Raw genomic sequence first — 14,385 nt, 5'->3', positions numbered from 1 at the left:
ATGGCTGTCACGGAAGCAGCCGGACCCTTGGCTTTCGATTGGGGCCTGGCGGCGAGGCGCATATTGCGCTCGCCCGCGACGACGATTGCGATGATCGGGGCGGGAATCCTTTGCGGCCTCTATTATCCAGCATTTGCCCATGCGATCAGCCCGGTGGCGCAGCTCTACCTGAATTTCCTCAAGATGGTCGTCCTGCCCTACCTGGTCTCGTCGGTCATCTTCTCGATCATGTCGATGGTTCAGGATCCCAACTCGGTCCGTTACCTTGGCCGCGTGGGTATGGCGGTGCTGGTCGTGTCGTTCCTGAGCGTATTGGTGAGTGGCACCTACTCGCTTGTCCTTCAGCCGGGCCAGATCGAGAATCCTCAATCGCGCATCGAGCTTGGCGAGTTCATCAATTCGCAGGGCAGTGTATCCACCGATCTCGCATTCCCCTACCAACCACCACCCAATGAGGGATCCGACACCGGGCGTTCGATACTGCTCGATCTTGTACCGAACAACGTCTTCAGCGCGCTGGCCTCCGGTCAAACCATCCAGGTCCTGCTGTTCTGCCTGCTTTTCGGGCTCGCGATGGGCAAGATTCCCCAGCCTTCGTCCATGAGCCTGTCTCAGGCGCTGAACGCGGTTTACCGGGCCTGCACGGTCCTTACCAACTGGTTCATCTGGGGATTGCCGTTTGCAACCTTCATCCTGATCGCGGATCAGACCGCGTCGACCGGAACCAAGCCGCTCACGCTGATGGGCGGTTATCTGCTGGTGATGGGTCTTTCCTGCCTCACATTCATCGCCGGCGCATTTGGCGTTATCGCCATCCGCTCTCGGCGAAGCTACTGGGCCACGATCAAGACCTGTCAGCCCCTTCTCATGGTAGCCATCACCACGCGCTCTACCGTCGCCTCGCTTCCGTGGGTCATCAACCTGCTGAGCGAGCGTCTGCGGTTCAGCCTCGTGGTCGTCGAACTGCTCGTGCCGCTGCAGGCGGCATTGCTGCGGACAGGCCCGGCGCTGCTTTACACGTCTGGTGTTCTTTTCATCGCTCAGCTCTACGGCCGTCCGCTGGCAATCCCCGACCTCCTGCTCGTCGGCATCACCTCGGCGCTTCTCGCGCTCACGACCGGCGGCATGGGCAGCCTGCTCATCCTGTCCCAGATGTCGATCGTCTGTGGCTACCTGAAGATTCCCTTCGAGGCGGCGTTCGCCCTGTTCGTCGCGGTCGACGCGGCCGTCGACACGTTCATGACGCTGTCTAGCGTCTGCACCGTTGCGGCGAGCACCGCAATGATCGCGCCCAGCCACAGGGAGACAACGCAGTCTGTCGAAGCGGCGTCGGAACAGCTCGAAGCCGAGCCCGCTCGATGATCGACCATGGCATCAGCCTCCAGCTCGGCGTCATTGGCGGCCTCGGGCCGTTGGCATCGGCTGACTTCTACTTCAAGCTGACCCGAATGACCCAGGCGTTCCGGGACAATGAGCATGTGCCCGCCGTCATCCTCAGCGTGCCACAGCTGCCTGACAGGACCGAGGCGATCCTTGCCGGCCATGACGGTCCGTTGGCGTCTTTGAAAGCCGCGGTCTCGACGCTCAATGCGCTCGGCGTTGCCTGTATCGCAATGCCCTGCAACACCGCCCATCATTGGTATGAGCAGTTGGCGGCGAGCTCGCAGGCGCGGATCATCCATATCGCCGACGCGGTCGTAGCTGAAACCCATCGTAGCCTGGGCCGAGGCAAGGTTACGATCCTCGCCACGCAGGGCACGCTGGTCTCCGGCTTCTATCGGGACAGGATGTCGGCGGCGGGATTTGAGCTCTGCTTTCCCGCTGTCACGGAATTCCAGGGTCGCGTCGATAGAGCGATCGGCCTCGTCAAGGCCGGTTCGATCGCGGAGGCGGCGAGCGAAACCGAGCGCGCGCTTGAAATCGCGCGATCGGCCGGCACCGACACGGCCATTCTCGGCTGCACCGAACTATCGGTGGTGGCCGCCAGCCTCAAGCCTACGAACGGATTGGTCGTCATCGACAGCAATGCAGCCTTGGCGCGAGCCTGTTTGACACGGTTGGGCTTCGCCGCGCAGGACGTTCCGCGACCTCGGCCGGTGTTCTCATCCCGTAAAGAGCTGGAGCGGTTCGGCGGTTCTATCCAACACTGAACCGCTCCAGGAACTGGTCGTTTAGCCGAATTTCGGATCGAGGCTGCCCGCTTTGTAACGCTTGGCCATTTCCGAGACCGGCAGCGGCTTGATCTTCGGCGCGTTGCCGGCGGTGCCGAACTGCTCGAAACGCTCCTTGCACAGCTTCCTCATCGCCGCCATCGCCGGCGTCAGATATTTGCGCGGGTCGAATTCCGAGGGATTTTCCGTCAGCACCTTGCGGATCGCGCCGGTCAGCGCCATGCGGTTATCGGTGTCGATGTTGATCTTGCGCACGCCATGCTTGATGCCGCGCTGGATCTCTTCCACCGGCACGCCCCAGGTCGGCTTCATCTGCCCGCCATATTTGTTGATGATCTCCTGCAGATCCTCCGGCACCGAGGACGAACCATGCATGACCAGGTGCATGTTCGGCAGGCGGCGGTGGATTTCCTCAATGACGTTCATCGCCAGCACCGCGCCATCCGGCTTGCGCGAGAATTTATAGGCGCCGTGGCTGGTGCCCATGGCAACCGCCAGCGCGTCGACATGGGTGTCGCGCACGAACTGCTCGGCCTGCACCGGATCGGTGAGCAATTGGTCGTGGCTGATCGCGCCTTCGATGCCGTGGCCGTCCTCCTGTTCGCCGCCGCCGCTCTCCAGCGAGCCCAGCACGCCGATCTCGCCCTCGACCGAAACGCCGCCCCAATGCGCCATGTCGACGACGCGCTTGGTGATGCCCGAATTATAGGCGTAGTCGGCCGGCGACTTGCCGTCCTCCTTGAGTGATCCATCCATCATTACCGAGGTGAAACCATGCTGGATCGCGGTGACGCAGGTAGCCTCGTTGTTGCCGTGGTCGAGGTGCATGCAGACCGGGATGTCGGGATGGATCTCGACCAGCGCATCGATCAGCTTGGCCAGCACCACGTCATTGGCATAGGCACGCGCACCGCGGCTTGCCTGCAGGATGACCGGCGACTTGGTCTCCTCCGCAGCCTCCATGATGGCGAGGCCCTGTTCCATGTTGTTCATGTTGAAGGCCGGCACGCCATAGCCGTATTCGGCGGCGTGATCGAGCAATTGTCTCAGTGTGATGCGAGCCAACGAATAGTCTCCCGTATCTGGTTTCTAACCTTTGCTTGCTGGCTGTCCGCGCATCGTCCAGCCCACCGATGCTTCTGGCCGGATTTCCGCGCAACCGCAACCGTCAGACACCGTCCCGGCAGCAATTCTTGTTACAGGGCCGTGATGAAAGCCACGGGAATATCCCAGGAAAATATCTCATTATAACAAAAATCATGATAGTTTCAGGAAGAAATATGTTATCTTGTCGAGGAGCCAGCGCCGGTTGGCGGATAACGGCAGCAATGAAGAGCGATAGCAGACGTCAAGGCATCATGGACTTTCTGATGGACGTCGGCGCGGCGAGCGTCGACGATCTTGCCTCACGCTTTGGCGTCTCCAGGATGACGGTGCATCGTGATCTCGACGACCTTGAGGAGAGCGGTTTCCTGCGCAAGGTGCGTGGCGGCGCTTCGATCCAGCCGAGCGGTCTCTTCGAAAGCGATTTTCGCTACCGGCAAAAGCAGGCGACAGGGGAAAAGCAGCGCCTTGCGGCGGCCGCCGTGGCGATGATCGAACCCGGCCAGACTGTCATCATCGACGACGGCTCGACGGCTGGCGGCATCGCACGGCATCTCGCCGATTTCAGGCCGCTGACGGTGATCTCCAACAATCTGGCCGTCATCCAGGACCTGGCCGGCGCCGGGGGCATCGACCTGATTGCGCTCGGCGGCCAGTATAGCAAGAAGTTCCACGGCTTCTTCGGACTGCTTGCCGAGGCTTCGCTGAGATCGCTGCGCGCGGACGTCGCCTTCCTGTCGTCATCGGCTATCCACGGCGCCTCCGCTTTCCACCAGGACCAGGAGGTGGTGCAGATCAAGCGGCTGATGATGGAAGCAGCGACCCGCAAATACCTTCTGGTCGATCACGGCAAATTCGGCCGCACGGCGCTGCATTTCCTGACCGAACTCGAGGCGTTCGATGCCGTCTTCACCGGTCGCGCGCCTGAGCCCGGAATGCGCGCCGCACTGGATGCCGCCGGCGTTTCGCTGACGGTGGTCGCCAACAAGGATTGAGGATCAAGGAGCGCAGGCGTGGTTTATTGGGTCGGTACAAGCTGGAAGATGAACAAGACGCTCGCCGAGGCGCTGGATTTCGCCGGGGCATTGGCCGGCTTCGTGCCAGGCTTCGACGAGCGCATCCAGCCTTTCGTCATCCCGCCGTTCACGGCGGTGCGCGAGGTCAAGCAGGCGCTGTCGTCGACGCGGGTCAAGGTCGGTGCCCAGAACATGCACTGGGCCGATGCCGGGGCCTGGACCGGCGAGATCTCGCCGCTGATGCTGAGCGACTGCGGTCTCGACATGGTCGAACTCGGCCACAGCGAACGGCGCGAGCATTTCGGCGAGACCGATCGCACCGTCGGCCTGAAGACGGCGGCCGCCGTCAAGCACGGACTGATACCGCTGATCTGCGTCGGCGAGACGCTGGCGGAGCGCGAAAACGGCAAGGCGGATGCGGTGTTGACCGGCCAGGTCGAGGGTGCGCTGCTGTTCCTCGAAGGCGAGGCGAAGGCGGCAAAAATCCTGTTTGCCTATGAGCCGGTCTGGGCGATCGGCGACAAGGGTATTCCGGCCAGCTCCGCCTATGCCGAAAAACAGCAGGCGCTGATCAAGAAAGTGGCCGGCGGCCTGCTGCCGTCCATCCCGCCGGTGCTCTATGGCGGCAGCGTCAATCCCGGCAACGCGGCCGAGCTGATCGGCCAGCCCAGCATCGATGGCCTCTTTATCGGCCGCTCGGCCTGGCAGGCGGAGGGCTACATCGACATCCTCAGGCGCGCCTCGGCGACGATCTGAACGAACGAAATCTCATTCAAGAAAGGACACGACCATGAAAATAGCCATTGGAGCCGACAGCGCCGGCAAGCCGTTGCTCGATGTCATCGCCGCGCATCTCGCGACAAAATCCGGCCTCACCGTCAGCGACCTCAGCCAGGCCGGCTTTTATGCCGACCTGTCACAAAAGCTCGCCCAGACGATCATCGACGGCGAGAACGACCGCGGCATCCTGTTCTGCGGCACCGGCATCGGCGTCTCGATCTCGGCCAACAAAGTGCCTGGCATCCGGGCGGCACTCACCCACGACACCTATTCCGCGGAGCGCGCCGCCAAATCCAACAACGCGCAGATCATCACCATGGGCGCCCGCGTCATCGGCCCGGAACTCGCCAAGGCGATCGTCGATACCTGGTTGGCCTCGGAGTTCGACGAGAAGGGACCGTCGGCCGGCAATGTTCAGGCGATCAACAAGCTCGATGAAGCGAAGCAGGCCTAAGCCAGGTTGTCGCGCAAAGCCTCGATGACGGTCACGGCCGAGGCGGCGCCGGGGTCGATATGGCCGAGCGAGCGTTCGCCGAGCCGCGAGGAGCGGCCCTTGGCGGCGATCATGTCCTTGGTCGCCTCGGCCCCCAGGCGCGCCGCGTCCACTGCCGCGTCGAGGCTTTCGGCAAGACCTTTTCCCGCCGCATTGCTGGCGCCGGCCGCTTCCGCCGCCGGCAACCAGGCGTCGATCATCGTCTTCTCGCCGATCTCGGCCTTGCCGCGATCGCGCATGCCTTGCGCCATCGCCTGGAACAGCGCGACGACATCCGCATCAGCTAGCGTGGTCTTGCCCTTGACGGCAGCGGCGGCGCGCATGAAGGCGGTGGCATAGAGCGGGCCAGACGACGCACCGACCGCGTTGAGGAACGATTTAGCCGCCATGTTGAGAAGCGCGGTCGGCTCGGTCGCCGCCAGGTCGAGTGGCGCCAGCGCGTCGCGCACTGCGTTGAAGCCGAGCGCCATGGCGATGCCGTGATCGGCGTCGCCGATGACGCCGTCGAGCTGGCAGAGCCGGTCCTTGTCGGCTTCGATCGCCACCGCGATCGCATCGAACATTCTCTTCAGGTCAGCGCTATCGATGCTCACGGATCACTCCTCAGCCGGCACGGAACATGGCGCAGTCGCACGGATGGTCGAGCATGGTCTGCAACTCGCCATCAAGATGGAACAGCGTCACCGAGGCGCCGGCCATTTCGAGCGACGTGCAGTAATTGCCGACCCAGGTCGCATGGATGGAAACGCCGATGTCGTCGAGACGCTGTTTGACACGACGGTTCATGATGTAGAGCTCCATCAACGGTGTCGAGCCCAGCGAATTGACCAGCACCGCAACCTTGTCGCCAGGCGAAGGCGCCATCTCGGCGAGGATCTTGTCCAGCATCTCGTCGGTGATCTCGTCGGCGGTCCCGAGCTTGCCGCGCGCGATGCCCGGCTCGCCATGGATGCCCATGCCGATCTCCATCTCGTCGGCGCCGATCTCGAAATTCGGCCGCCGGGTCTGCGGCAGCGAGCAGGGCGACAGCGCCACGCCCATGGTGAAGGTATGGTCGTTGGCCTTGCGCGCCATGCGCTCGCATTCGTCGAAGGAGAGCATGCGGTCACAGGCCGCGCCGGCCGCCTTGAAGACGAAGAAATTGCCGGCGACGCCGCGACGCTTCTGCCGCTGGTCGCGCGGTGCCGAGGCGACATCGTCGGTGGTCAGCACCGTGCGCACCTCGATATCGTCCATGGCGGCCATTTCGGCCGCCATGTCGAAATTCATCACGTCCCCGGCATAGTTGCCGTACGTGAACAGGACGCCGGCGCCGCCGTTCGCCGCCTTGGCGCATTCAAGGATGGGATCGGGTGGCGGCGAGGCAAAGACATTGCCGATCGCCGCCGCGTCCGCCAGGCCCTTGCCGACAAAACCGAGAAAGGTCGGCTCATGGCCGGAGCCGCCGCCGACGACGAGCCCGACCTTGCCGGGACGCGGTCCGTTGCGGGCGATGATCGAGCGCGGGCTGCCGTCCGCGCTCCTGAGATGGCTGGGATGCGCGGCCAGAATCCCCTCTAGCATCTCGTCGACGGCACGGTTGCCGTCATTGATGATCTTCTTGGTCTGCACCGGCATCCTCCCGAACTCGGCATTTTCCCGAGATACTACAGGCTGTTACCGCGATTTCCACCCCGCTCTCGGCTGTTTCAGGCGGCGATGTGCCTTCGCGCCGCCAGAATCTGGAGGCATGCGCCGGCCGCTTCCTTGCCCTTTACCTGGAAGTGCTCGAGGAAGAAGCGGTGGTGCTCGGAGCTGTCGTGGTAATTGTGCGGCGTCAGTACCGCCGAAAGCACCGGCACGCCGGTCGTCAACTGCACATTCATCATGCCGTCGATGACCGCGCCGGCGACGAATTCGTGCCGGTAGATGCCGCCATTGACGACGAAGGCAGCGCCGAGGATCGCGGCGTAGCGACCCGTCTCGGCCAATGTCTTGGCGTGCAGCGGGATCTCGTAGGCGCCGGGCACGTCGAAGATTTCGACGGCAAAGCGGCCGTCGCCCAGTGCAGCAAGCTCCGCCTCGAAGGCAGCGACACACTGGTCGACGATATCCGCGTGCCAGCGCGCCCTGACAACGGCAACGCGGGTCGTTTCATAGTCTTTGTGGGAATGCTGATTCATGGGTCCATCCTTCCGTTTCGAACCAGAATCAGGACGCACGATACGAAAACCGGCCGCCGGGGCGGTCCGTCTTCCGTTTCGTTCTCTTCCATCCGGACTGTAACCGTCGGCTCCGGAATCACACCGGATCTGCTGACCCTTCCGGTTTTGCCGGAAAGCGCTCGCGGGCTTGGGTCCCGCGCATGACCCCGAAAACCGGACCGGTTTTCGGAAAGAAATCATGCGCAATCAGGAGTCCTTACCGCCGGTGGGGACTTTCACCCCGCCCTGAGAACATTAACGGCTTTGTATGGAAGGGCAGGGGCGCCGCTGTCAACCGCGCGCGGGCTGGTGGCCCATCACGTCCTGTGTGGCTGGCGCGTGCGCCAGGCGGCGGCCGAAGCCGCGACCAGCATCAGCAACGCCGCCACATTGCCGATGCGGCAAAGCCGAAATCCGAATATAGCGGCCCGAAGCCGGTGGTGCCGACAAAGACCGCCAGATATGTCACCGCGCTGTTCAGGCCCATGATCGTGCCGCGCCGTGACGGATCGAGCGCCGACAGACGCATCACCAGCACGTTCAGACCGAAGTGATTGGCGAGACCCCAAGCCGCCACCATGGCGAGCATCATGCCATAGCTGTTGCTTGTCGCGGCGATCGCGACATAGACGATGGCGACGAGCAGGTAAGCGAAGGGCATGACGCGGCGAGCCCCCAGGCGATCGATGATGCCGTCGAAGAGCGCCGCCGTGCCGAACCCGGCGCCATAGGCGAGTGCGGCCAGGCCGTTGGCGCTGACCGGCTGACCCAGCCCGCTGTGCAGATGGTCGCCAAGATAGCCATAGACACCATAGAAGGCGGTCATGAAGGCGCCGCAGGCGATCAGAAGCGGCACGATGCCGGGAATGCCGAGCGCCTCGAGCGGCGCCGGCGCCGGGCCGGCCTTTCTGACATCCGGGAGTGACGACGCGGTAAGGCTGCCAAGCGCCAGCGCCGCCAGCAGCGCCACGGCGGCGAAGACGGCCCGCCAGTGCACGAGATCGGCAAGCACCGCCGACAGCGAAACGCCGGCCACCATGCTCAGCGTCCATCCGGTCAGCACAACGCCGATCGTCCCGCTTTCCCGTCCAGGTGGGGCAATCGCCGCGGAGCTGGCATAGATTGCCGGCATGGCGACGCCGGCGGCGACGCCGGCGAGAAGCTGCGCGGCGACCAGCGCCGTCACCGTCGGCGCCGCAGCGCTTGCGACAAGCGCCAACGCCAGCAGCAGCAAGGCCGCCTGAAGGATCCGGCGCGCGCCGACCCGGTCGATGTAGCGCGCCAGGAACAAGGCGCTCGCCGAGGTGCCGAGGCCGAACGCGGCGGCCGCCATCATGACGACAGGCACGCTGGTCGCGAACGACACGGCCACGGCGGGAGCAATCGGACCCAGCACCAGGGAGTTCGAGCCGATGACGGCGATGCATCCGGTCAAGAGATAGGCCAGCGCCGGGATGGGCGGCCGGGCATTCGCACCCAGGGTTGCTGCTTGATCGCTGTTCGACATATATTCATAATGGCCGTATTTTATTCGGCTACAATCGGGAATTTCCATTATGGACGAAGAAACAAATGGCATTCCGCAGAACAGGCCGGTGCCCCGCGATCTCGACGCGATCGACAGAAAGATATTAGGCGTTCTCGTCGACGACGCCACGGTCAGCTATGCTGAGCTTGGCGATCGTGTCGGCCTCTCGCCGCCCGCCACGCATGAGCGCGTCAAGCGCCTTCGGCGCAGCGGCGCCATTCGCGGCACGGCTGCCATCATCGACCCCAAGGCGGTCAAGAAGCCGCTGCTGGCATTCGTGCATATCGACACCAAGGGCTGGGGCAAGACGCCGGAGTTGATGGCGGTTTCGCAATATCCGGAGGTCGAGGAGATCCACACGGTTGCCGGCGACACCTGCATGCTGCTGAAGGTCCGCACGGAGGACACGCGGGCGCTCGAAGGCCTGCTGTCGCGCCTCTACGAGACACCCGGCGTCACCTCGACGCGCAGCTACGTGGTGCTGTCGACCTATCTCGAGCGGCCGGTGCAGCCCGGCGTCACGACGCAGTGGCCGGCGCCCAAGCACATGGCCGAGCCCCTGTACTAAGGCCTGATGCCGATAAGCGCGAAGCGGTTTTCGGACGACATCATGCTCTATCTCTTTGATTTGGAGGTGGACTCGCCGCCTCCGCCGAAAACGCCGCAAAACAAGGAATGATATGCTAATCTCCCGAGCCTCTAGGCAGAGGGCGGGTGGTGGCAATGCTGGAAACGGACAAGGTATTCGCTGGCTCCATACCGGAAAACTACGACCGCTATATGGTGCCGTTGATTTTCGAGCCCTTCGCTGCGGATATTGCAGGACGAGCAGCGTCCCTGTCGCCCGCCGCCGTTTTGGAGACGGCCGCCGGCACCGGGGTCGTTACCCGTGCATTGGCGCCGAAACTGTCTCCCGGCGCAAGCTATACGGTAACCGACCTCAACCAGCCGATGCTCGACTATGCCGCTTCGCGACAACCTCCCGACGGTCGCATCACATGGCGTCAAGCGGACGCCTTGGCGCTGCCGTTTGAAGATGCGACCTTCGACCTCGTTTGCTGTCAGTTCGGTGCGATGTTCTTTCCCGACCGGCCATCGGCCTACCGCGAAGCCAGGCGTGTCCTGAGGCCGGGCGGACATTTCCTGTTCAGCGTATGGGATCGCATCGAGGAGAACGTCTTTGCCGATGATGTGACGAATGCTCTCGCAAGGATCTTCCCCGACGATCCGCCGCGCTTTCTGGCACGCACACCCCATGGCTACCACGACAAGGCAGTGATCCGTCACGAGCTGGAGGATGCTGGGTTCTCCGGTGTAATGATCGAGACGAGAGCCGAACAAAGCCGTGCATCCTCGCCGCGCCTTCCCGCCGTCGCTTATTGCCAGGGAACTGTGCTTCGCACCGAAATCGAGGCCCGGGAGGCTGGGAAGCTGCAAGCCGCGACCGACTACGCCGCATCCGCGATTGCAGACAGACATGGCAGCGGCGCGGTGGCCGCCAAAATTCAGGCTCACGTCATCATGGCAACGGCTTAGCTTCCCAGCCGGATCGTCTCGAAATAGGCGTCGGTGCCAACCTGGCCGCCCTTGAGCGCGATTTCGAGTCCATCGATCGCGCCCCCGCCATGAGCGACACAGAGCGGTGATCCCGGCGATTGCGGCAACGGCATGCGCACGGTCAGCGCGTCGATGGCCAATTGTCCGAGCGCGTGACTGGAGGTGTCGCCACCGGCGATCACCGCGCGCTTGAGTTTCTGTTCCACGATTAACCGGCGCAGGATTGTTCCCAGCGCTCGCCCGAGCGTGTTTCGCGCACCTTCGATCCGGTCGATCTCGGCGCCACGGTCGGCCTGTGGGCCAAGCGCGGTGTAGAGGATGACGCTGCGCCCCGCAGCCAGGCTTGCCAATCCGCTCGCGACGGCGCGCTCGATTGCCTCCTTGGCGCCCTCCGTGACCAGTTGCATGGCATCCATCTCGACGCCGTCGAAACCGTGGGCAAGGGCGTGGCGGATCTGCTTTTCGGTGGTCGGCGACACGCTGCCCGAGACCACCGCGAGGCGGTCTACCGGTCCCGGCGGCGCGAACGACGCCTGCCCGGAGGCAATGCCTTTGCCGGCCCATTCGGCAAGCAAGGCATATTCGACGCCCGAGGATCCGACGACGAAGCCATGGCCTTGGTCATGGATGCGCCAGATCTGTTCGCCGACGCGTCTCTGTGTCTGGCGGCTTTCGACATCAAACAGGATGACCGCCCTGTTTTGCACGGCCTGGTCGACCGTTTGCGCGAGATCGTCGGTCTGCAATGCAGCCAGGTCGACAAGGCCGGAGCTGAGACTGGTCTGGCGCGAGAGATGCACGAGCAGGTCTGCTTCGTTCATCGGCGTCACCGGATGCCTGCTCATCACCGGATGCCTGTCGATGCGGAAATACTCGCCGCGGAACGCCGCGAAAAGATTGCCGAAGGCCGTGTAGCGCTTGAGCTGCGGCGCGCCGACGACCATCGGCACGCTACTCTGGCCGAAGATGCGCCGGCCGATCTCGATGGCGCGGCCGATATTGCCGACCGTCGGGCTGGAATCGAAGGTCGAACAGATCTTGTAATGGCAGATCGCCGCTTCGAGGCTCTTCAGCCATTCGAAGGCAGGCGCCAGATTCTGCTCCATCCATTGCGGCGTTTCGCTTCGGCTGGTGCCGGCCAGTCCGACGGCGCGGCAATGGAAAAATCGCGCCAGCAGGCGCTCATCGGGCCGACGCATGAACAGCACCGTCGGCACGCCGCCGAGCTCGAGCGCCTCCATGACATCCGTCGAGCCGGTGAGGTCGTCGCCATAATAGCTCAGGAGCAGGTTCTGCATGGCTTCGCTCAGGCCGCCTTGCCGTCGCTGAATTTCTCGATCGAGCGTGCCAGCTCGGCATGGTCGCGCGCGAATTCGTCGAGGGCAATGCCCTCGACCGCGGCCTGCCACGCTTGCAGCACCGCGCGCACCCCGGCGCCGGGCCCGTCCGGATGGCTGACGATGCCGCCGCCGCAGAGATAGAGGAGATCGACCGTGCGGCCGGTGCGCTCATAGGTCTCGGGCGCCTGGCCGCCCCATTGGCCGGAGCAGGCCACGGGCAGCGCGCAATCGTATGATGAAAACAGCGGCGTGGTCACCGCTTCGAAAGAGCGGATGAAAGAATCGTCCGGCTCCCAGTATTTCGAGCCGATACCGTTGATCTGGAACTGGTCGACGCCGAGCAGCCGCCAGAATTGCTGCCATACCTTGAAATCCATGCCGAGGCCGGGATGGCGGGTGAGAATGTCCCAGCCATTGCGGTGCGCATGCAGCGCCAGCCCGGAGCGCTTCCTGAGGAAAGCCATGCCGCCGAATCCGATGGAGTTGATGTTGACGACCGCGCAATTGCCGCCGGCTTCCAGCACCAGATCGTGGTTGCGCATCATCTCGTCGGGATCGGCATGCGAGATGCCGAAGGCGTACATCACTTTCTTGCCGGTCTTTTGCTCGTGGTCGCGGATCAGCGGCATGATCGCCTTCACCCGCTCAGCGAGCGGCGAATAGGCCGGGCTCATCAGCTTCTCGTCGTCCTTGATGAAATCGACGCCGGCTTCGATCAGTTCGCCCACCATCGCGGCTGTCTCGTGCGGCCTGAGGCCAAGCGCCGGCTTGACGATGGTGCCGATGATGGGACGGCCCTCGACCCCGGTCAGCCTGCGGCTGCCGGCAACGCCGAATTGCGGGCCGGGATGGGCGCCCCGGTATTGTTCCGGCAGCTTCATGTCGATGACCCGGATACCGGACAGGCCCCTGATCGAATAGGTGCCGCTGATGGCGATCGTCATCAGCGCCGACAGGTCGGTGCCGATGGCGTCGAACGGGAAGCCGATATCGACATCGGCGCGCCGGAAGGGGCCGTTCCCGGATCCGGGAAGCGACGGCTGCTCGGCATCGGGCAGGGGCCTGATCGCCAGCACACGAGCCGCCACACGCGCCTTTAATTCCTCGGTCTCGCCGGGCAGTGGGACGAAGGTGCCGGTCGACTGGTCGCTCGCGATCTTGGCCGCCAGCGCTTCGATGCTGCCAGAGGTTTCGATGCGATAGGTAAGCGTGATCATGGTCTGTCGGCCGCTCGAAAAGGGTTCGAAAAAAGTTTTGTCGCGCAGGAAATCTGGTATAATGAGTACCTAAGTATTGCAAGCAATATCCCGACTTCGGCAAGAGGGCCGGCTTCGGCAATTCCGGGAAATGAGCGGCGTTTTTCGTTCGGAATGCCTGGAACAAACAGCTGGCGCGGCTTGGCGATTGCATGAAATCGCGGGACCGCTCCAGGCGCAGGCATTCCGGTAATCCTGCCTGGAATGCTAAACAGGAACCGGGCCAGGGAGTGATTCGTCACGATGAACCGTTCGGAGCCGATCGTCCGGCGCAAACTTTCCGACGAAGTCTTTGCAAGGCTGAAGCGGCTGATCACCAGCGGCGAGCTGCAGCCGGGCGACGACATGCCGTCCGAACGCGAGTTGATGGAGCGCTTCGAGGTCGGCCGGCCGGCGATCCGCGAGGCCATGCAGGCGCTGAGCAATATGGGACTGGTCGCCATCTCGCATGGCGAGCGCGCCAAGGTGCTGCAACTAACCGCCAAATCGATCATCAAGCAGGTCGACGGCGCGGCCAAGATCATCCTGTCTTCATCGAGGGACACGCTGGAGCACCTGAAGACGGCGCGCATCTTCTTCGAGCGCGGCATGGTCAGGGAAGCCGCGGAAAAGGCGACCGCCGAGGATGTGCAGCGGCTCAGGGCAACGGTGGCCGAGCAGCGCGCCGCGCGCGGTGATTCCGAAGCCTTCATCTCCGCCGACATGAAGTTCCACACCCAGATATCGGCGATATCGGGCAATCCGATCTATGTCGCCGTCAGCGAAGCCACGCTCGGCTGGCTGAAGGAATACCACACCGAGATGCTGATCTGGACCGGCAAGGAACAATACACGCTTACCGAGCATGAGGAGATCATCGACCGCATTGAGCACCGTGATGCCGACGGCGCCGAAAAGGCGATGATCAAGCATCTCGAACGCTCGCGTGCGCTCTATGTGATGAATTCCGATAAGTAG

At 63.4% G+C, this 14,385-nt stretch carries 14 protein-coding genes, 1 pseudogene and 1 riboswitch; of the genes and pseudogenes, 8 read left to right on the top strand and 7 right to left on the bottom strand.

Translation table 11 applies throughout. The features are described from left to right. On the top strand, positions 1-1,362 hold the full coding sequence (locus tag FJ986_RS16730) for a cation:dicarboxylase symporter family transporter (RefSeq protein WP_140675099.1): 1,362 nt from the start codon (positions 1-3) through the stop codon (positions 1,360-1,362). Next, entirely contained in the window at positions 1,359-2,150 is a 792-nt protein-coding gene (locus FJ986_RS16725; protein WP_140580660.1) for an amino acid racemase, read from the top strand. Before FJ986_RS16730 ends, FJ986_RS16725 begins: the two co-directional genes overlap by 4 nt. 21 nt (positions 2,151-2,171) lie before the next feature. Here FJ986_RS16725 and fba read toward each other — a convergent pair whose 3' ends face one another. Continuing rightward, positions 2,172-3,236, bottom strand: coding sequence for a class II fructose-bisphosphate aldolase (gene fba / locus FJ986_RS16720; protein WP_140559305.1), 1,065 nt, complete (start codon positions 3,234-3,236; stop codon positions 2,172-2,174). Positions 3,237-3,499: 263 nt separating this feature from the next. Here fba and FJ986_RS16710 point away from each other — a divergent pair, with 263 nt between their 5' ends. Genes FJ986_RS16710 through FJ986_RS16700 form a run of 3 tightly spaced genes read left to right on the top strand, consistent with a single transcriptional unit; the run spans position 3,500 to position 5,525 of the window. Beyond that, positions 3,500-4,270, top strand: a complete 771-nt coding sequence (locus FJ986_RS16710; RefSeq protein ID WP_140580661.1) for a DeoR/GlpR family DNA-binding transcription regulator — start codon at positions 3,500-3,502, stop codon at positions 4,268-4,270. Positions 4,271-4,288: 18 nt separating this feature from the next. After that, positions 4,289-5,047, top strand: a complete 759-nt coding sequence (locus FJ986_RS16705) for a triose-phosphate isomerase (protein WP_140675096.1) — start codon at positions 4,289-4,291, stop codon at positions 5,045-5,047. Between the two features lie 34 nt (positions 5,048-5,081). Further along, complete coding sequence (locus tag FJ986_RS16700) at positions 5,082-5,525, top strand: RpiB/LacA/LacB family sugar-phosphate isomerase (RefSeq protein WP_140497783.1); 444 nt, start codon at positions 5,082-5,084, stop codon at positions 5,523-5,525. Here the strand turns inward: FJ986_RS16700 and dhaL are convergent. The 4 genes and pseudogenes from dhaL to FJ986_RS16680 all read right to left on the bottom strand — a co-directional run bounded on the left by dhaL (position 5,522) and on the right by FJ986_RS16680 (position 9,254). Further along, positions 5,522-6,157 (bottom strand): dihydroxyacetone kinase subunit DhaL, encoded by a 636-nt coding sequence (gene dhaL / locus FJ986_RS16695; protein WP_181181896.1) that lies wholly within the window; start codon positions 6,155-6,157, stop codon positions 5,522-5,524. The two genes, FJ986_RS16700 and dhaL, sit on opposite strands and share 4 nt — an antisense overlap. 10 nt (positions 6,158-6,167) lie before the next feature. After that, positions 6,168-7,175, bottom strand: coding sequence for a dihydroxyacetone kinase subunit DhaK (locus FJ986_RS16690; protein ID WP_140497785.1), 1,008 nt, complete (start codon positions 7,173-7,175; stop codon positions 6,168-6,170). A 77-nt stretch (positions 7,176-7,252) separates the two neighbouring features. Further along, entirely contained in the window at positions 7,253-7,726 is a 474-nt protein-coding gene (locus tag FJ986_RS16685) for a 6,7-dimethyl-8-ribityllumazine synthase (protein WP_140497787.1), read from the bottom strand. Positions 7,727-7,802: 76 nt separating this feature from the next. Continuing rightward, positions 7,803-8,005, bottom strand: a riboswitch (FMN riboswitch). 59 nt (positions 8,006-8,064) lie between these two features. Further along, positions 8,065-9,254: pseudogene (locus FJ986_RS16680) on the bottom strand (MFS transporter). A 49-nt stretch (positions 9,255-9,303) separates the two neighbouring features. Here FJ986_RS16680 and FJ986_RS16675 point away from each other — a divergent pair. Both FJ986_RS16675 and FJ986_RS16670 read left to right on the top strand, forming a co-directional pair. Then, positions 9,304-9,843, top strand: coding sequence for an Lrp/AsnC family transcriptional regulator (locus FJ986_RS16675; RefSeq protein WP_140675093.1), 540 nt, complete (start codon positions 9,304-9,306; stop codon positions 9,841-9,843). 155 nt (positions 9,844-9,998) lie between these two features. Next, positions 9,999-10,811: a class I SAM-dependent methyltransferase gene (locus FJ986_RS16670; RefSeq protein WP_140555490.1), complete on the top strand. Its 813-nt coding sequence runs from the start codon at positions 9,999-10,001 to the stop codon at positions 10,809-10,811. On the opposite strand, the gene FJ986_RS16665 is transcribed toward FJ986_RS16670, so the two are convergent. Both FJ986_RS16665 and oiaX read right to left on the bottom strand, forming a co-directional pair. Beyond that, positions 10,808-12,130 (bottom strand): four-carbon acid sugar kinase family protein, encoded by a 1,323-nt coding sequence (locus FJ986_RS16665; RefSeq protein WP_140555488.1) that lies wholly within the window; start codon positions 12,128-12,130, stop codon positions 10,808-10,810. The two genes, FJ986_RS16670 and FJ986_RS16665, sit on opposite strands and share 4 nt — an antisense overlap. Before the next feature lie 8 nt (positions 12,131-12,138). After that, on the bottom strand, positions 12,139-13,389 hold the full coding sequence (gene oiaX, locus FJ986_RS16660; RefSeq protein WP_140555486.1) for a 3-oxo-isoapionate-4-phosphate decarboxylase OiaX: 1,251 nt from the start codon (positions 13,387-13,389) through the stop codon (positions 12,139-12,141). Positions 13,390-13,671: 282 nt separating this feature from the next. On the opposite strand from oiaX, the gene FJ986_RS16655 reads away from it, so the two are divergent. After that, positions 13,672-14,385: a transcriptional regulator NanR gene (locus FJ986_RS16655; RefSeq protein ID WP_140514647.1), complete on the top strand. Its 714-nt coding sequence runs from the start codon at positions 13,672-13,674 to the stop codon at positions 14,383-14,385.

The organism is Mesorhizobium sp. B1-1-1, assembly GCF_006442955.1.
GTDB lineage: Bacteria > Pseudomonadota > Alphaproteobacteria > Rhizobiales > Rhizobiaceae > Mesorhizobium.
Note: the sequence above shows the minus strand (reverse complement) of the source record. Positions and strands in the feature narration are given on the sequence as shown.